This window comes from Actinokineospora sp. PR83, assembly GCF_021056305.1.
GTDB classification, from domain to species: Bacteria; Actinomycetota; Actinomycetes; order Mycobacteriales; family Pseudonocardiaceae; genus Actinokineospora; species Actinokineospora spheciospongiae.
Window position 1 is genome coordinate 21,659 of record NZ_JAJCXD010000035.1, and the last position, 17,541, is coordinate 39,199.

The 17,541-nt window shown below is 74.6% G+C and carries 11 protein-coding genes and 1 pseudogene; 4 read left to right on the plus strand and 8 right to left on the minus strand.

Annotation, left to right across the window (positions count from 1 at the left end; translation table 11 throughout):
- From L6E12_RS11785 to L6E12_RS11800, 4 genes and pseudogenes are all read right to left on the minus strand, one after another.
- Positions 1-1,047 (minus strand): annotated as a pseudogene (locus tag L6E12_RS11785) (hypothetical protein); the annotation flags it as partial.
- A 183-nt stretch (positions 1,048-1,230) separates the two neighbouring features.
- Positions 1,231-3,648: a right-handed parallel beta-helix repeat-containing protein gene (locus L6E12_RS11790; protein WP_236227931.1), complete on the minus strand. Its 2,418-nt coding sequence runs from the start codon at positions 3,646-3,648 to the stop codon at positions 1,231-1,233.
- Between the two features lie 223 nt (positions 3,649-3,871).
- Positions 3,872-4,423, minus strand: coding sequence for a type VII secretion system-associated protein (locus tag L6E12_RS11795; RefSeq protein WP_236227932.1), 552 nt, complete (start codon positions 4,421-4,423; stop codon positions 3,872-3,874).
- Between the two features lie 23 nt (positions 4,424-4,446).
- On the minus strand, positions 4,447-7,080 hold the full coding sequence (locus tag L6E12_RS11800; protein WP_236227933.1) for a hypothetical protein: 2,634 nt from the start codon (positions 7,078-7,080) through the stop codon (positions 4,447-4,449).
- 214 nt (positions 7,081-7,294) lie between these two features.
- Here L6E12_RS11800 and L6E12_RS11805 point away from each other — a divergent pair, with 214 nt between their 5' ends.
- Positions 7,295-9,256, plus strand: coding sequence for an Hsp70 family protein (locus tag L6E12_RS11805; protein WP_236227934.1), 1,962 nt, complete (start codon positions 7,295-7,297; stop codon positions 9,254-9,256).
- A gap of 34 nt (positions 9,257-9,290) precedes the next feature.
- Here L6E12_RS11805 and L6E12_RS11810 read toward each other — a convergent pair whose 3' ends face one another.
- Entirely contained in the window at positions 9,291-9,497 is a 207-nt protein-coding gene (locus L6E12_RS11810) for a hypothetical protein (RefSeq protein WP_236227935.1), read from the minus strand.
- Between the two features lie 303 nt (positions 9,498-9,800).
- On the opposite strand from L6E12_RS11810, the gene L6E12_RS11815 reads away from it, so the two are divergent.
- Complete coding sequence (locus tag L6E12_RS11815) at positions 9,801-10,310, plus strand: sigma-70 family RNA polymerase sigma factor (protein ID WP_236227936.1); 510 nt, start codon at positions 9,801-9,803, stop codon at positions 10,308-10,310.
- A gap of 262 nt (positions 10,311-10,572) precedes the next feature.
- Here the strand turns inward: L6E12_RS11815 and L6E12_RS11820 are convergent, their stop codons facing one another.
- The 3 genes from L6E12_RS11820 to L6E12_RS11830 all read right to left on the minus strand — a co-directional run bounded on the left by L6E12_RS11820 (position 10,573) and on the right by L6E12_RS11830 (position 14,689).
- Entirely contained in the window at positions 10,573-12,228 is a 1,656-nt protein-coding gene (locus L6E12_RS11820) for a DUF6461 domain-containing protein (protein ID WP_236227937.1), read from the minus strand.
- Positions 12,229-12,319: 91 nt separating this feature from the next.
- Entirely contained in the window at positions 12,320-12,931 is a 612-nt protein-coding gene (locus L6E12_RS11825) for an AAA family ATPase (RefSeq protein WP_236227938.1), read from the minus strand.
- A 582-nt stretch (positions 12,932-13,513) separates the two neighbouring features.
- Positions 13,514-14,689 (minus strand): alpha/beta hydrolase, encoded by a 1,176-nt coding sequence (locus tag L6E12_RS11830; protein WP_236227939.1) that lies wholly within the window; start codon positions 14,687-14,689, stop codon positions 13,514-13,516.
- A gap of 187 nt (positions 14,690-14,876) precedes the next feature.
- Between L6E12_RS11830 and L6E12_RS35365 the strand changes: the two genes are divergently transcribed.
- Together L6E12_RS35365 and L6E12_RS11840 are read left to right on the plus strand one after the other, a co-directional pair.
- Positions 14,877-16,811 (plus strand): histidine kinase, encoded by a 1,935-nt coding sequence (locus L6E12_RS35365; RefSeq protein ID WP_236227940.1) that lies wholly within the window; start codon positions 14,877-14,879, stop codon positions 16,809-16,811.
- Entirely contained in the window at positions 16,804-17,487 is a 684-nt protein-coding gene (locus L6E12_RS11840; protein ID WP_236227941.1) for a response regulator transcription factor, read from the plus strand. Before L6E12_RS35365 ends, L6E12_RS11840 begins: the two co-directional genes overlap by 8 nt.
- Positions 17,488-17,541 lie beyond the last annotated feature (54 nt).

Here is a 17,541-nt window from a genome sequence, read left to right on the forward strand (position 1 = left end):
GGGCAGCGGGCCGGGGGCGGCGCCCGCGGAAGACGAGTGCAGGACCAGGCCGGAGGGGACCACCTCGGCGACCACGCCCGCGGGCACGCCGTCGAGCGGGCGGTAGGCGCGAACCCCGTGGCGCACCCAGCCCCGGGGGGCGGGGGCGATTTCCACGACCTGCTGCCCGCCGCCGTTGGTGAGCTGGCGCAGCAGGGTGGGGAACGGGCGGAACACGGGGTCGCCGTCGGCGGCCGGGACGGCCGTGGAGGTGGCGTCGACCGGCATCCCGGTGGTGAACAGGACGTCCGCGCCCGCCTTGGCGGCCAGGTCGCGCTGCCAGGCGGACGCGCAGACCTCCGGCACGGCCGGGACCAGCACCGCCCGGACCGTGCCCAACCTGAGCAGCACCGACGCGACGGACGCGGGGGTGGGGACGGTGTCGCCGCCCCCGACGACCATCCTCGGGAAGCGGTGGTCGCCGACCACGGTGAAGGCGGGATCGGTCGCGTGGACCGGTTCGGGGTTCCCGGCGCGCACCAGGATGCCCGCGGGCACGGGTTCGACGACGAGGTCGGCAACGGTGACCGGGGTGGTGGGCAGCACCGACTCCCACGGTGCGGCGGGCCAGCGCGGGCCCGCGTACTCGGGGTCCGCGCCGGGGCGCACGCGCCACCAGCCGGAGGCGCCGGTGCCGTGGCCCGCGTACAGCACGGCGGGTCCGGTGGCCAGGGGGCCGTCCGGGGCGATGACGTCGACGCCGAGTTCGCGGGCCAGCCGCTGGGCCGCCGGGTGACCCGCGAGGCCGGGCAATCCGAGCCACAGCGACGTCGCCCGGACGTCGGCGAGGACCGAGCGCAGCAGGGTGGGGAGCAACCGGGCCAGGGTCTTCTCCTGGCGTGCCCGCTCGGAGACCACCACGAGCAGTTGGCCCGCCACGGCGGGTACCCGGTGCAGCACCGGGTCGTGGCCGCGGGCGCCCTCGTCGCGGTGGCGGAGCAGCACGTGCGCGCCGATCGGCTCGGCGACGAGCGCGTCGAGCGCCTCTTGTGCGAAAAGCCGGTGCATCATCACTCCCGCCGTTGGACTGTGTTTATTTCTCCCGCCACCCGCCCCCTCTTCCCCACCCGGCACCGTCCCCGACTTGGCAGGGCGGGTCCGGCACGGTCCCCGACTTGGCGGGGCGGGTCCGGCACCGTCCCCGACCTGGCAGGGCGGAACCGACGCGATCCCAGTGGCCACGTGCCGGTCCTAGGACGCGGGGGCCGGTCGGGCGACCGCTTCCAGGTCCTCGACCGTGAGCAGGGTGAGGTCCACCGAGTCGGCGGTGGTGCTCGTGGCCAGGCGGGAGGCCTGGCGGTCGGTCATCCGCTCGAACACCCGGCGGGCGGTGCGGCCGTTGCCGAACGTGCCGTCCTTCGGGATGTCCTCGAAGTACCGCAGCAGGGCGTCGACGGCCTCGTCGTCGAGCCGGTAGTCGTGCCGGGCGCACTGCGACTGGACGATGGTCACCAGTTCCTCCGCGGTGTAGTTGGCGAACTCGATGGTCCGGCTGAACCGCGACTCCATGCCGGGGTTGGCCGCCAGGAAGCCCGCCATCTCCTTGGAGTAGCCCGCCGCGATGACCACGATCTCGTCGCGGCGGTCCTCCATCAGCTTGACCAGGGTGTCGATCGCCTCGCGGCCGAAGTCCGGGCCGCTGCCGCCGCCTCCCTGGCTCAGCGTGTACGCCTCGTCGATGAACAGCACGCCGCCGAGGGCGCTGGTGAACGCCTCGGTGGTCTTGATCGCGGTGCCGCCGATGATCTGCGCGACCAGGTCTGCGCGGGCCACCTCGACCAGGTGCCCCTTGGCGAGCACACCGAGCTGGGCGAGGATCTGGCCGTAGAGGCGGGCGACGGTCGTCTTGCCGGTGCCGGGGGCGCCCGCGAACACCAGGTGCCGGGCCATCGGTGGGGCCGACAGGCCCGCGTCCTGGCGGCGCTTGGCCATCTTGTTGAGGTTGACCAGCGAGGTGACCTCGCCCTTGACCCCGGCCAGGCCGACGAGGTTCTGCAACTCCACCAGCGGGTCGGACCCGGAGGCCGCCCGCTGCCTCGGGGCGTCGGCCTCGGGCGGTGGCGCGTCGGCGGTGGCCGCGGTGCCGAAGGCGTCGGGGGTGCGGTTGCCGCCGCTGATCACGTCGAGGACCTCGATGGCCGAGCCGGGCCGGGTCTGGCGGACGCCGCTGCCGCGGTTGTCGCGCACCGTGCAGCCGGAGACCCGCACCGATTCCTCGGTGTCGACCCGGATGCCGTCGCCCGCGCCGGAGGAGAACTCGGAGTCCACGACGGACCCCGAGGAGCCCTCGGCGAACAGGCAGCCCGCGCCTTCGCTGCCGTGCACCCGGCACCGCAGCACGGAGACGTCCGCACCCGCGCCCGCGTGCACGCCCTCGGCGCCCGCTGCCTCCACCGCGGAGTCGACCAGCGCCAGCGCCGCCTCCACCACGCGGACGCCCGCGGCGGCGGTCCGGCGCACGCCGAGCCCGCTGACCGAGGGCCGGGCGCCGCCGGTGACCACCAGGCCCGCGCCGCGACCGCCGTCGACCTCGACGTTCTCCAGGGTGCCCCGGGCACCGCCCGCGATCTCGATGGCGTCGCCGTCGCAGCCGACGACGCGCAGGCGGCGCAGCAGCGGGTCGGCGCCGTCGTCGAGCAGGACCCCGGTGGAGGAGCAGCCGGAAACGGTGGTGCGGTCGAACTCGGTGACGCTGCGCCCGCTGACCACGACGCCGACACCGTCGACGTCGGCCACGGCGCAGTCGGAGACGCTGCCCGCGGCGCGACCGCCGAAGTACAGGCCGCGGCCTCGGGTGCCGCGCACGGTGCAGCCGCGCAGCACCGGCGCGCACGCCTCGGCGACGAACACGCCCTCGCCGCCCGCGCGGTCCACCGTGCAGTCCTCCAGCAGGACCTGGTCGCTGCTGGCCAGGTAGAAGCCGATGGCGGCGACGCCGGTCACCGACAGGCGCGACGCGGTGAGCACGGCCTGCTGCTCGACGGCGACGGCGGGTTTGCCCGTGCCGGAGACGGTGGTGTCCTCGACGGTGAGCCTGCCGCGGCCGTTGAGGCAGATGCCGTTGCCCGCGGCGGTGTCCACCGAGCACGCGCGCATCAGCAGGGCGCCGTCGTCGGCCACGACGACCGCGGAGGTGCCCAGTTCGACGAAGCGGCAGGTGTCGAGCACCCCACCGCGCGGGGAGGTGACCACGACCCCGGCGCCGACCGTGTTGCGGATCTCGCAGTCGCGCATGACCACGCTGCCGTCGTCGCGGGCGAACACGGTGGCCCAGCTCGACGCGGCCAGCGAGCACTCGGTGAGGTCGAGCTGCCCGCCGCCGACGAGCACCGCGGGGCTGTCGGCGTCGGCGGCGACCACGACCAGCCCGGACAGGGCGGCGGAGTCGGCGCCGAGCACGACGGCGACACCGGTGGTGGCCACCAGGCGCACCGTGCCGGGGCCGTCCTCGGCGGTGATGGTGACCGGCCGGGTGATGACCAGGTTCTCGCTGTAGCGACCGGGGCCGACGAGGATGACGGCGCCGTCGGGCGCGCTCGACACGGCATCACCGATGCTGCGGTGACCGCGACCGGGGGTCTGGGAGACCAGCACGACGTTCCGACTCACGATCGGTTCTCCTCCGCTCCGCTGTGGTGCCCGGGACTCGCGCGCTCCGGACTGCCTTCGGCCGCGCACCGGACCCGGCCGGGTGCGGTGCTCCTCGGTCTCGACGGGGAGGAACCCTCGCGGGTGGGCCTCCGTCACCGGGCCGACAACACCACCACGTGCCCCCGGTCCGGTTTGGTTCACCGGTCCGGCGAACGGCGTGCGCCTGCACACCGGCCTGCGGTCACTGCTCCTGGTCCGCTTCGCGGTCGACCGCCGCGATCGACCGGATGACCTCGGCGGGGACCCTCATGGCGGCGGGGCCGCCGGGGTTGAGCAGGACGTCGACCCCCCGCTCGGGCAGCGACGCGGCGAGCTGGTGCACGTCCACCGGGAACCAGTGGGGGGCGTCCACCCTCGGCCGGTGGCCGGGCGCGGTGGTCACCAGGACCGCGTGGGCGCCGTCGGGGGTGGGGCCCACCACCGCGCTGCCTTCCTCGTCCACGGCGATGCCGAGCACGGCGTCGCGCAGCAGGGCGGGCAGCTCGTCGGCGGGACCGCCCCGGGCGGCCTCGCGCAGCACCGCGTCCACCGGGTCGAGCGGGGAGTCCGGCGAGGAGGGCTGGTAGACGGGGTTGGGCTGGAACCTGCCCCGGGTGCCGTCGGTCACCGGCCAGGCGCCGAGCACGGCGGACACCGGGGGGTCGGGCTCGGCGGCCGTGGAGCGCCACTCGTCGTCGATGAGCAGCAGCAGCCCGTCTTCCACGGACTCGGCCTCGGCGGGTGTCGTCGTCATGGGATTCCCTTCGCGGTTCGGGGTCAGCCCAGGCCGGGCAGCAGGCGGAAGCGGTCCGCGGCGGTGGCCGGAACACGTTCGCACGGCTCCTGGCGGGCCCAGCGGTCGACCGCGCGCTCCAGCGAGGTGCGGGCGAAGCGGTCCAGCGACGACCGGTTCGACTCGGCCCCGCCGTCGGCGTCGACCTCGGCCGGGGAGAGTTCGCGCAGCACGATCCGACCGCGCTCCCCCGCCGCGGGTTCGCTGAGGTCGAGCACCTTGAACCGGGTTCCCGGCAGGAACAGCACCCGGTCGGTCACCGCGTCCTCCGCCGGTTCCAGCGGTGCGGTGCGCCTGCCGGTCATCGACCACACCAGCAGGTCGACCTCACCGCGCTGCGCGGCGCACGGGGCGGCCAGCAGGTGCAGGAAACCCTGCTCGACCACGACCTCCCGCTCGCGGTAGGACTCCCACTGCGCGGGCGTCGGGGACAGGGCCGTCACGGTGCCGCCCCGGTGGGCGGGCAGCCGGGCGGCGGCGGACGCGGCACAGCGGCCGAGGCGCAGGACCGGCGCGTTCGAGGCGGCGCGAAGCGCCGGGTCGAGGTCGACCGCGGCACCGGCCAGGTACAGCCGGAGCGCGACCGCGTCGGTGAGCGCGTCCTCGGGGGCGGCCGGGTCGGCGAGCTTGGGGTGGCGGGCCAGCACGGACGCGGTGGACTCGGCGGCGGCGAACTCCGCGGCCCAGGTGGCGCGGACCCACGCCCGCTCACCCTCCGGCCCGATCTCGGCACCCCCCGGTTCCACCACCGGCTCGACTCCGGCACCTCCTGGGCTCGCCACCGGCTCGACCCCAGCGCGCTCCGGGTCCGACACCTGCTCGACCCCGGTGCCCTCCGGGACCACCACCGATTCGACCTCGGCGCCCTCCGGGGCGACCACCGGCTTGGTCTCGACGCCCTCCGGGACCGCCACCGGCTCGATCTCGGCACTCTCCGGGGCGGCCACCAGTTCGACCCGGGCGGGGTCCGGGAACGTGGGCTCGGGGGCCTGCTCGGCGAGGTGTCCGGCGGCCGATTCCCAGACCTCGTCGGCGGCGGGGTCCAGCGGTTCGGCGGGCCGCTCGTCGTCCGCCTCGGGCAGGTGGATGGAGGCGGGCACGGGGGCGAGCGCGCCGCGGAGGATCTTGCCGATCAGCCCGTCGTCGGGCTCGGCCACCGGGTCGGCCACCGGGTCGGCGGGCGGGTCGAGGTCCGCGGGGCGGCGGGGGTGGGCCAGGACCACGGTCTGCGCGACCGCCGCCACAGCGGGTGTCGGGCCGACGGCGGCGCGGGCGAACCGACCCGCCTGTGCGGCGGTGACCGGGGGCGGCGGCGCGGTGAGCGCCGAGTCGGTCCGGATGAGCTGGGCGAGCCACGGCAGGTCGACCTCGGCGGGCGCCGCCGGGGCGCTCTCGTCGACCGGGCTCCCGGGTTCCGGCGCGGCGCGTTCGGTCGGGGCGGGGACCACGCGGTTGACCAAGCGGACCTGCACGTCGAGCTGCTCGGCGACCGCGCGGGCCACCTCGCGCAGCCGGTCGTCCGCGTCGTGGAAGAGCTGGTGCGTGGCGGGGTCGACCGGCGCCGCGCGGACCGCGGCGGCGTGCGCGGGTTCTTCCGGGGAACGCACCCAGAGCCCGGCGCGCACCACCTCCACCACCGCGTCCGGCTCCCACCGGTACACCCCGGGGGTGACCTCGTCGAGCCCGGCCACCGGCGCCCGGTGCCCGAGCAGCCGGGGTGCCGCGGGTTCGGCGCCCGGCTCGTGCGGGAGGTGGGTGAACAGTTGGGCGAAGGTGTCCCAGCACAGCGACCCGTTCGGCTGGACGGTGCGCACGCGCGGTGCGCCGGGGTCGCCCGCGGGCAGGCCGTTGTAGCAGGCGACTTCCTCGCCGAGGACGTCGGCGAGGGCCTGGCCGAGGTCGTGCCCGGTGGGCAGCCGCACCAGGCCGTAGCGGGCGAAGCGGGCCCTGGCGCGGTCGGCCGCGGTGAGGGTGGACCAGAACCGGGCGACCGCGTCGAGGGTGAGCGGGGGCAGGTGCTGACCGCCGAGGACCAGGGTGAGCGTCCCGGGGACCTCGGGCACGGTGCCGGTCAGCTCGGCGCGGTTGACCGCCAGCCAGCGGGGCTCCCCGTCGGGGCGCAGCCACACGCCCGCGGGCAGCGGTTCGGCCGTCTCGGGTTCGCCGGGGACGTGGCTGCGCGCCACGACCGACGCGAAGTCCGCCGACCGGGGGAAACCCGTCCACCCGCCGTCGCGGCCCGCCCCGACGAGCAGCACCGCGGTGGCCCCGCGCGGCAGCGGTTCCGCCGCGACCGCCACCGGGCGGTCGAGCCGCTCCGAGAACCAGCGCGCCGCGTCGGCCGGGGAACCCACGGGGGTCCCGGTGAGCACCAGGCGGATGCCGCGGGGACCGCGGGGCAGCGCGGCGACCAGCGCGGCCCTGGTCGCGGTCGCCGCGGAGGGCAGGTCGGCGACCACGAGGTCGCGGTCTACGTCGGCGGGCAGGGCCGGGGCCACCGCCCGCGCGGCGTCGCCGATGACCCCGGGCGCGTGCAGCACCAGCGCGTGCCCGACCGGGGTGGCGGCGAAGTCGACGTGCTCCTGGTGCCGGGTGCGCAGTCTGGCCAGCAGCGACATCGGATCCCTTCCGGTCGACCCCGGTGGGCGCGGGGCGGGGTTGCTCTACCCCCTCCACGGGCCGGGGAGCCCGCCAGGTTCACCTGCCTTCCCCGCAGGCAGGACAGCAGGATTACGATCCGGCCTGCGTGCCGATCGGAGCGGGACGCGGGGGCTCCCCGACGACGAGCCCGGGAACGGCCAGGCAGAGCGCAGACGCAAGGGGAATGCGGCAGTGGGCTACGGGCTCGGCATCGACCTCGGCACGACCTTCACCGCGGCCGCGGTCGCCCGGGAATCGGGCACGCGGGTCGTCCCGCTGGGCGAGGGGGGCATCAGCCCGTCGCTGGTGTACGCGCGAGCGGACGGCACCCTGGTCACCGGTGAGGCCGCCGAGGCCGAGGCGACCGACCCCGCGCGGCTCTCGCGCGGCCACAAGCGCAGGCTCGGTGACCCCACGCCCCTGGTCATCGGCGGCGCCGCCTACTCCCCCGCCGCGCTGCTGGCCGCGCAGCTACGCGACGTCGTCGCCGCCGTCACCGCCCAGGAGGGCGAGGCGCCCGAGTCGGTGGTGCTGACCTGCCCCGCCGTGTGGGGCCCGTACCGGCGCGAGCACTTCGACGAGGTGCCGCGCCTGGCCGGGCTGTCGGGGGCGCGGATCATCACCGAACCCGAGGCGGCGGCCACGCACTACTCGGTGGAGCGCAGGCTCGGCGAGGGGGAACTGGTCGCGGTCTACGACCTCGGCGGCGGCACCTTCGACACGACCGTCCTGCGGGCCGCGGCCGGTGGCATGGAAATCCTGGGCACCCCCGAGGGCATCGAACGGCTCGGCGGCATGGACTTCGACGAGGCACTGCTCGCCCACGTCGACACCCGCCTCGACGGCGCGGTCAGCGCACTCGACCCCGCCGACCCCGAGGCCGCGGCGGCGCTGGCCGCGATCCGCGCCCTGTGCGTGCGGGCCAAGGAGGAACTCTCCACCGAACCGGATGTCCTGCTCCAGGTCCCCCTGCCCGGCGGTGGGCGGGAACTGCTGGTGACGCGGATCGAGTTCAACGAGATGATCCGCCCCGCCATCGCGCTGACCACCGAGGCCCTGGAGCGCACCATCACCTCCGCCGGGCTCAAGGCCGACGACCTCGCCGCCGTCCTGCTCGCGGGTGGGTCGTCCCGCATCCCGCTGGTGACGCAGATGGTCTCGGAGGCCTTCGGCAGGCCGGTCCGGGTGGGCCTGCACCCGAAGTTCACCGTGGCCCTCGGCGCGGCCGCGGTTTCGCGCACCCCGGCGGTCGAGCAGCCCGCCGCGGTCGTCCCGCCGCCCGGCACCCCGCTCCCCGCTCCCCGGAGCGGCAGGCCGAAGTGGCTGGTGCCCGCGGCGGCAGCGGCGGCGGTGCTGCTGGTCGCGGCGGCCACCACCGCCACCCTGATCGGCGGCGGTGCGGACACCCCGGCCGCACCCCAGGGCGGCGCACTCGCCTCCCCCGTGCCGCCGACCACGACCACGTCCGCAGCCGCCGCGACCACCGCGCCGCAGGTCGCCACGGGCACCTCGCAGGTCATCGCCGGTCCCCCGCCGGTCGCCCCGACCACCGCGCGGGCCATCGCACCACCCACCTCGCGAGCCACCCCGGGCATCCCGGAGGTCAAGGTCTACGACGGGTCCGACGTCTCCCCGTTCCAGAGCATCATCGGCTCCGAGGAGAACTGGGACGGCACCTACCTCGGGGGGCGGCGGGCCGCCGAGCACACCGAGATCAGGGTGGGACCGGACCGGGTGGGCGGGGCGGACGGCCTGCGCGCCACCTGGACGGGCCGGGGCCCGGCCCAGCTCTACTTCCAGGACCCCGGCTTCCGGGACATGAGCGCGTACCTGGACGACGACGCCGCGCTGGTGTTCGACGCCGTGGTGCACCGCCCGCCCACCTCGTGGGCCTCCGTCGCGGTGCACTGCGAGTACCCGTGCGGGGGCCAGGTGGAGTTGACGTCGCTGCTCAACGTCCTGCCGCCGGGCCGGGTGACGACCGTGCGGATCCCGATCTCGTGCTTCGTCGCCGACGGGCTCGACCCGAAGCACGTGGACACGTTCATGCTGCTGTACTCCGAAGAGGCGCTGGACGTGTCGGTGGCGAACGTGCGGTGGACGCCGGGGGCGGCCGACGAGCCGGACGCGCTGGACTGCGGCGGTCGGGAGTAGCTCCCGAACCCCTCGCCGCGGGGCTCCCTGCCGGTCAGCTCGCCCGCCACAGGGGGTCCTGGTCCGCGAACGGGGTCACGCGGTGGTGGCCGAGGTGGGCGGGCTCCGCGCCGCCGAGGTAGTCCAGGAAGTGCTGCCGCTCGTCGACGTCGGCGAGCACCTCGGTCAGCGCGGTCAGCTGGTCGGTGTCGGCGGGCACCTCGCGGGCCGGAGTGGGCAGCCAGGTGTGCAGTGTGGACATCAGAACCCGTCCGTTCTCGTCGGGAGCGGTACGCCCGGCACACGGGTCACGGCCCGCCGCGGGTTCGCGCCCCCCGGACGGGCTCGACGGGCCTGCCGGTTGTCGACTGGAGGGGCGCACCCGGCCTGACCTGGTCTGATCGCCGTCGGAGTGGGGATTCCCCTACCCCGGGCCGGGGCAGCCCCGCCGGAAACCGGCGGGCTCACCCCCGGGGTCGGAGGGTTGGTCCCACCGATCTCCCCGGCGATTTCCGCGAGTCTTCTCCCAACGCCGAAACGGGCCGGACACCAGGGGAGACACACGATGACCACCACCGCCAGCACCCTGCTCGACGAGATCGTCCGCGCCCACGGTCCCGCCCTGCTCGCCTACACCACCCGCCTCACCGGCGGCGACCGCCACCGCGCCGAGGACGTCGTGCAGGAGACCTGGCTGCGCGCCTGGCGCAACCTCACCCGCCTCACCGACGACCAGGGCTCCGTCCGCGGCTGGCTCAAGCGCGTCGCCCACAACATCGCCGTCGACCAGCACCGCGCCCGCGCCGCCCGCCCCGCCGAGGTCGAGATGCCCGCCACCGACCCCACCGCCACCCCCGAGCGCGCCGACGAGGTCGTCGACCGCCTGTTCGTCGCGGACGTCCTGCGGGCCCTGCCCACCGCCCACCGGGCCACCCTGGCCGAGGTCTACCTGGCCGACCGCAGCACCGCGGCCGCCGCCGTCGCCCTCCAGGTCCCCGTGGGCACCGTCAAGAGCCGCGTCCACAACGCCCTGCGCACCCTGCGCACCACCGTTCCCGCCCTCGAAGCCGCCTGAGGGCACCCCGCCCGACCGTGCCGTCAGGCCCGGATGTCGACCAGACCGCCGTCGTCGTAGGCGGAGCCGAGGTGACCGGCTGGGGTGCGGCCCTACTGGACGCGCGGCAGGTTGAACGCCTCGCGCCGCAGCGGTCCGAGCTGCACTCAGGCGGCGACCATCACGACCACGGCGGTCATCACGACCACCCTGTCCACCAGGTTCATGGGCGCGTCCGGCTTCGACCCTGCACCGCCCGCCCAGCCCCGTGTTGCGGCAGCGCTCAGGGGGTGCGGAAGGCGACGTCGTCGTGGAGCAGGCGTTCCAGGTCGCGTTCGGTCGGGCCGCCCCCGGTGAAGCGGGCGACGGCGGCGACCCCCTTGGCTTCGAGGTGCCGGTAGTCGTCGAAGTCCAGGCCCGGCAACGCGCGCCGGACCTCGGGGGCTTGGCTCGTCGGCAGTTCGTCGAGCAGTTCCTCGGCCCACAGCACCTCGCCGCCGCGGGCGAAGGACAGGCAGGTGACCGCTTTGGCGTTCCAGAACATACTGGCCGCCCTGCCCGCACGGGACAGTTCGCGCAGCACCGCCTCGTCCGACCCGCGGAACCCGTTCACCTCAACCGCGACCACCACGTCCCCGCACTGCCGCACGGCGACCGCGGGCACCCACTCGACGCCGTTCTGGCACTCCTCCCACGACAACGGGACCCCGGGATCGGCGCCGAAGGCCAGCACGACCTCGTCCGGGGTCAGCCCGGTGACCGAGGTGATGGTGGCCGCCACGGACAACCGGCCCTGGTGCACCCAGCGGAACGCCGCGTCCGGCGCGGTCACGACCGGCGGTTCGGGCTCGCCGCGCAGGCGGTGCCCGAGCCTATCGGTTCGCTTGTGGACGATCGGGGGCGCGGCGGGCGCCGACCACACCACCAGGTGGTGCCCCTCCACATCGTCACCGTCCCGGCCGCGGGCGTGCACCCTGACCCGGTACGGCCCTGACCACGGCGGCGTGCGGCAGTCCTGCGGGCCGCCGGTGAGCGTGGCGAACCCGGCCTCCGCCGTCCAGCTCACCTCCACCACCTCGTCCCAGACCGCCAGGTCGACCTCGGACGGGGGTTCGGCGAGCACGTCCAGGCCGACCTGGACCTGGCCCGCCTCCACACCCGTGCGCACCGCCACCCCGCCGGGGATCGGCGCCACCAGGCCGTTCTCCGCGAAATCCGGGTCGGCGGCAACACCGTGCTCGACCAGTGCGAAGTGGCCGCCGGTGGCCACCGCGTGCACGGAAGCGCTCAGCGGCAGGCGGTAGTCGGCCCGGCGCTTGTCGAGCGCGGCAGCGGCGTAGGAGGGCGGCGCCCCGGCGTCGTGCAGCAACAGCGCAGCCACCCCCAGCGCCGTCGCCACCACAGCGACGGGATCGGCACCGACCTCCCGCAGCACCGCGCCGGCCGTCACCACCGCCAGGGCCAGGTGGGCCCGGCCGTGCTGGGCGATGATCTCCTCCTCCCCCACGACCTCGGCACCGACCGCGAGCAGCCGCCGGACCTCCGACTCGCGGGCCAGAGCGCGGGCCAGGTCGACGACCAGCGCCGTCGCACCGGGGTTGACGGCCTCCACCAAGGCCAGGGGCTTCCGCGTCGCGGGTTCGTGCCCGAAGGACATCAGGCCGAACGCACCCGAGGTCAGCGGCGCGAGCCCGGCGGTCAGGCCGCCGGGCGCCGCCACGCGTAGTTCCGCCACGGTCAACTCCAGCACGCCGAGCAACCGGCTCGCCAGCAGTGGCCCCAGCGCGTCATGCGCCGCCTGCACGGGCGTTTGATACGGGTGGTCCCGATCCAGGAGCCGGAACCGGCCGAGTTCCGCGGCAGGCGCGTCCGGAATCCTGGCTGACACCAGGGGAAGGGCTTCGGCAACGGACGCGATCAACTGCTCGGGCACGGACATGCCCCGATGCTGTCACAAGATCACCACCGGTGTCCGGCGATCGGGTGACGCCCGTTCAGCCACCGCGGGCGTCCCGTCGGCGGCTGTGGATTCACCCGGTACCGAGCTGATCGGGGAGGAGCACGCCGCCCGCGGTCGCCTTGTCCCGCAACCGGTCAAATGCCCGCGCGCGTGCGGGCTGCGCCAGGAAGTCTTTGATCTGCAACGCGCACGCACGAGGGCTGCGCGCCCCGCTGTCGCACTCGAGGTCGTAGAGGCCGTGCGCGTGCACTCGCGCGAGTTGCCCTTCAGCCTGCCCGATCTCCCGATCGCCCCTGGCCGCCTCGCGGCGACGCAATTCCTCAAGCCCGCAGTGCACCCCGACGAAAACGACATCCAATCCGTCCATCACGGCGAGGCAATCGATCAGCCGCCAGGGCTCGCTCAGCACGTGGTCCACCACGACGTCATTGCCCGCGTGTGCCATGCCCGCCACCGCGCGGTGGAAACCCGCCCGCGTCCGCATGAGCACCTCGCGGAGCGCGTCTTGGCCGAGCTCCCGGCTGCGTTCCTTCGCCCTGAGACCATTGATGACGTCGACACCGATGGAGAACCAGGGTGTGTCGAGCACCAGAAGCAATTGCTCCGCGATACTGCTCTTGCCCGAACTCGACACGCCGTTCAATAAAATGATGCGACCCGTTCGACCATTCGGAAAACCCACGAGATCATCCTAACAACGTCGATCACCTTGGCTTCCGCCCTGCCAGCGCCGAGGATGAACGCCGCTGCAGGTGGCGATCCCACCCTGCCACCCCGATGGGCGATGCACATCCCCGATGCCCTTCATGGGCTCACCGGGCGCGAGATCGATGACTTCCCACCACCACCCACGCAGCCATCAGGAGCGCCCGATGAAACTCCCTGGGTTATGTCGCGCCGCGACGATCACCCTGGCCGCCCCCGCCACGACGGGTGGCGCACTCGTCACCGCACCGACCGGCCAGGCCGTGACTGCCACTTGCTGCACCACCACACAGTCCCCCCACCACACAGTGGGCGGTGGCGGCGCTGGAGCAGGTGACGTCGGTGATCAGGCTGACGCCCAGCGCGGCCGCGGCGACCTTCAGGTGGTTGGCTAGGAGCGTTGGCCAGCTTCGAGTCCTCCGGTGGATGAGCAGCCCGGCCGCCGCCGAGTCTCCGAGTGCGACGTACCTCTCCCCACCCTGGGCGAACCTGTCGTCAAGCGGGGGAAAACGGTGGAGCGGTGGGGATCGTCCTTGTGGACATGGTTGTGCAGACAACGTCAGCAGCCCGTCCAGCGCGCGAGGAAACCGACGACGTGCCCGCGCAGCAGGGGCACGGACCGCCGCGGTGGCAGGCTGCCGACGAGGCGGTCCCGGTCGGCCGCTGTGACGAGCCCGCGGGCCTGCAGTTGCGGTACCAGGGCGCCGAGATCGGTCAGGCCCCAGTGCGCGACGCCGTCGACCTGCGTTCGGGTGGCCGGGCCGTGGTGGGCCAGCAGTGCCGACCAGGACCGGTCCAGTCGTTCGTCGCGGAAGCCCTCCGAGCCGACGAGCAGGAGTGGCTTGGTGACGCCGTCGCGGGCGGCGGGCAGCAGGTCGCCGGGGGTGCCCGCGGGGTCCGGCAGGTAGTCCAGGTAGCCATCAAGGTTCACCGCGGCGTCCAGGCGCGGATCTTCGTGGAGTGCCTCGGTGGCGGTGGTGCCGCCCAGGCCCTGTCCGTAGATGCTCAGGTGGCGGATGTCGAGGGCGCGGCCGAGGCCGGGCGGCAGCGGGTGGCCCTCGGCGTCCGGGTTGTGCCCTCGGGCGAGGGATTCGACCTGGTCGAGCACGAAGCGGGTGTCGGCGAGGCGCGTGTCGACCAGGCTCCGGTACAGCGCGGGGCTGGTGCGGGGGTCGCCCGGCAGGGCGATCGTGCGCACTCGGCCGTCGGGGAACTCCACGACGCTGGTTTCCCCCGGGTGGTCCACGGTCACCACCACCGATCCCTGGCCTGCCAACTCCTCCGCCACGGCCGTGCCGAGTGAGCGCGGATCGGCGAGGCCCGGGCTGTAGAGCACGACCGGTGCCCGCACGGCCCGCGCCGGGGCGTCGGTGTGGGCGTGGGTGCGCGTCGCCGCCCAGTCGACCCCGGACGCGGGGATGCCCGGCAGGTAGAAGGGTGCGACGGCGCCGAACCCGGCCGCGGTACCGGGACCCATGTGGGGTGCGGGCGGGTGATCGCGCACGGTGGTGGCCGGGTAGAACACGCTGACCACCAGCTCCCGGCGGCTGCCCACCGCGTCCGGCCACGGGTCGACCCTGGCGTGGTCGACCAGGTGCAGGGTGGTGACGCCGATGTGGTGGCGGCCGGTGGGTTCGGGCAGGCGCAGTGGGTCGACGGGGGCGGCCTGGGCCGGGGTCGCTCCCAGTATGAGAGCGGCGGCGAGTACCGCGGCTCCCAGGATGTGGCGTGGCATGGTGTGTCCTCTCGTTGCTGTAGCTCAACCGTGGCGTGTGCTCGCGCTTGTGGACACCGGGGTGGCTTGAGTGTCGACTGGAGGTTTTCTCCATATGAGGAGGGAGGAAGTCGGCTGGCCCGCCCGGTCCGCCGTGCGGGACGATTCGGTCATGGTTGGAGAACGCGGACGAGCGCCCTGGATGTGGGTGCCCGTTGTGGTGGGTGGGCTCGCCGTGCTGTGCGCGGTGGTCGTGGGGCGCTCCCTGGGGCCGCTGGCGGTGGCGATCGCGGTCGCCGGGCCGCTGCCGTGGCACGTGGTGGGGGTGTTCGTGTGGTGGCATGTCCCGGGGCACCCGGTGGCGCGGCGCCTGGTGGTCTCGGGGGCGCTGTTCGCGGTGGTGATCGCCTTCGCGTTCGCCGTGCCGGAGGTGGTCGGCGGTCCCGGTTCGGGGCCCGCGGCGCCGCGGGTCGTGTTCGGTGTGCTGATGGCGACCCTCGTGGTGCTGGTGGTGCGCCTGCTCGCGTTGCTGCCGGACGGTCGGCGGCGGTTCGCGCACGAGCGCGTGGTGCTGCCCGCGCTGTGGCTGCTGGTGCCGATCGACGCGGTGCTGGCGGCGACGGAGACGCGGCTGCCGCTCGGTCCCGTGCCGGCCGGGATGTGGGTGTTCCTGCTGGGGCCGGTGCTGTTGGGGGTGCGGTACCGGCTCCTGCCCACGGGTGAGCGCTCGGAGTTGCGGTGGATGCTGGGCGTGGTGCTGCTGACCGCTGTGGCGGTGGTGGCGCCGCTGGTGCTGGCGAGCTGGGTGCGGCCACAGGGCGTGGTGACGACCGTGGTGGTGGTCCTGGTCGACACCGCGGTGGTGCCCGCCGCGCTGGTGCTGGCGGTGGTCCGGTACCGGATGCTGGGTGCGGACGTGGTGGTGCGTCGGTCGACCAGGTACCGGTTGTCCTGGGTGTTCATCGCGCTCTGGTACGTCGGGGCGGTGGCCGGGTTGAGCCTGACCGCGAGCGCGTACCTGCCGGGTGGTCTGGTGGTGCTGGTCGCCGTGGCGGCCACCGTGGCGGCCGAGCCGGTCCGGGCTCGGTTGACCAGGGTCGCCGCGACCCGGGTGTACGGCCACCGGCCGAGCGGGCAGGAGTTGCTGGTCCGGTTCGGCGCCACCCTGGAGCGGGTGTTCCGCCCGTCCGCGCTCGCGGCCGAATTGGCGCGCACGGTGGCGGAGGCGTTCGACCTGCGGTGGGCGCGGGTCACCCTGGAGACGCCGGACCGGGCCGTCGACACGGCCGGGGTGCCCGGGAGGGCCGAGAAGGCGGTGCTGGCGGTGCCCCTGTGCCACCGGCACACCGTGGTCGGGTCGATCGAGTGCGGTCCGAAGGTGGAGGGCGCGCTGACGCCGTCGGACCGGGCGCTGGTGGAGACGCTGGCGCGGCAGACCGCGCTGGCCGTGCACAACCTGGGGTTGGCCGCGCAGCTTTCGGCCCACGTGGTTCGGGTCGAGGAGCAGGCCGGGGAGCTGGAGGCGTCCCGGGCGCGGATCGTGCAGGCGCAGAACGCCGAGCGGCGCCGGGTCCAGGGGCAACTGCACGACGGGGTGCAGCAGGACCTGGTCGCCATGGTCACGCGGCTGCGGTTGGTCCGCAATCACCTGCGGCGCGACCCCGACCGGGTGGACGCCATGCTCGACGAGGTGCAGGAGGACGTCTACCGGGTGATCACCGAGGTCCGGGAGCTGGCCCACGGCATCCACCCGTCGGAGCTGACCGACCAGGGCCTGGCCGCCGCGGTGCGCTCGCGGGCGCGGCGGGCGCCGATCCCGGTCACCGTCCACGCGGGACCGGAGGTGACCGGTGCCCGGTTCGTCCCGGACGTGGAAGAGGCCGCGTACTTCCTCGTCTCCGAAGCGCTCACCAACGTCCTCAAGCACGCCGAGGCGACCCGGGCGACGATCCGCCTCAGCAGCCGCGCCGACCTGCTCGACATCGAGGTCACCGACGACGGTGTCGGTTTCCCCGGCGAGGTGCGGCTCACCGGGCTCCGCGACCGGGTGGACGCGGTGGGCGGTGCGCTGGTGGCCACCAGCGCACCGGGCGCGGGCGCCACCGTGCGGGTCCGGCTGCCGGTCAGGAGGAGCGGTGCCTGAGCGGCCGACGACCCGGGTCGTCCTCGCCGAGGACCACTACCTGGTCCGCGAGGGCACCCGCCTGCTGCTGGAGGACTCCGGTGAGGTCGAGGTGGTGGCCGCCGTGGGCAACGCGGTGGAGTTGCTGCACGCGGTGGGCGAACTCCGCCCGGACGCGGTGATCACCGACATCCGGATGCCGCCGGGCCACCGCACCGAGGGCATCACCGCCGCGCACACCATCCGCGCCGACCACCCCGGCACCGGAGTGGTCGTCCTGTCCCAGCACGCCGACGAGTCCTACGTCTTCGCCCTCTTCCGCGACGGGACCGAAGGGCTCGCCTACCTGCTCAAGGAACGGGTCGGCGACCTCGACCACCTCCTGGGCGCCATCAGGGAGGTCCGCGCGGGCCGCTCCAGCATCGATCCCCGGGTGGTCGACATCCTCCTGCGCGGTCACACCCGCGCCGCCGACTCGCCCCTGTCCCGGTTGACCGCGAGGGAGTACGAGGTCCTGCGGCTCATGGCCCAGGGCCACAACAACCGGGCCATCGCCGCCACCCTGGTGATCAGCGAGTCCACAGTGGAGAAGCACGGGCACTCCACCTTCGCCAAGCTGGGACTCGGCGAGGAAGCCACCCTGCACCGCCGAGTGTCCGCTGTGCTCACCTACCTCCGCCACGACCCATCGGCCTGAGGTGCACCGGTGTGAGGTGCTTCACGACGCGGCGGGTGGATCGCGGCGGATGAG

Excerpts from the sequence above, each read along its gene's own strand:
- L6E12_RS11820 (WP_236227937.1), bottom strand. The coding sequence starts at position 12,228 with ATGTCCGTGCCCGAGCAGTTGATCGCGTCCGTTGCCGAAGCCCTTCCC.
- L6E12_RS11830 (WP_236227939.1), bottom strand. The coding sequence starts at position 14,689 with ATGCCACGCCACATCCTGGGAGCCGCGGTACTCGCCGCCGCTCTCATA.
- L6E12_RS11810 (WP_236227935.1), bottom strand. The coding sequence starts at position 9,497 with ATGTCCACACTGCACACCTGGCTGCCCACTCCGGCCCGCGAGGTGCCC.
- L6E12_RS11800 (WP_236227933.1), bottom strand. The coding sequence starts at position 7,080 with ATGTCGCTGCTGGCCAGACTGCGCACCCGGCACCAGGAGCACGTCGAC.
- L6E12_RS11795 (WP_236227932.1), bottom strand. The coding sequence starts at position 4,423 with ATGACGACGACACCCGCCGAGGCCGAGTCCGTGGAAGACGGGCTGCTG.
- L6E12_RS11815 (WP_236227936.1), top strand. The coding sequence starts at position 9,801 with ATGACCACCACCGCCAGCACCCTGCTCGACGAGATCGTCCGCGCCCAC.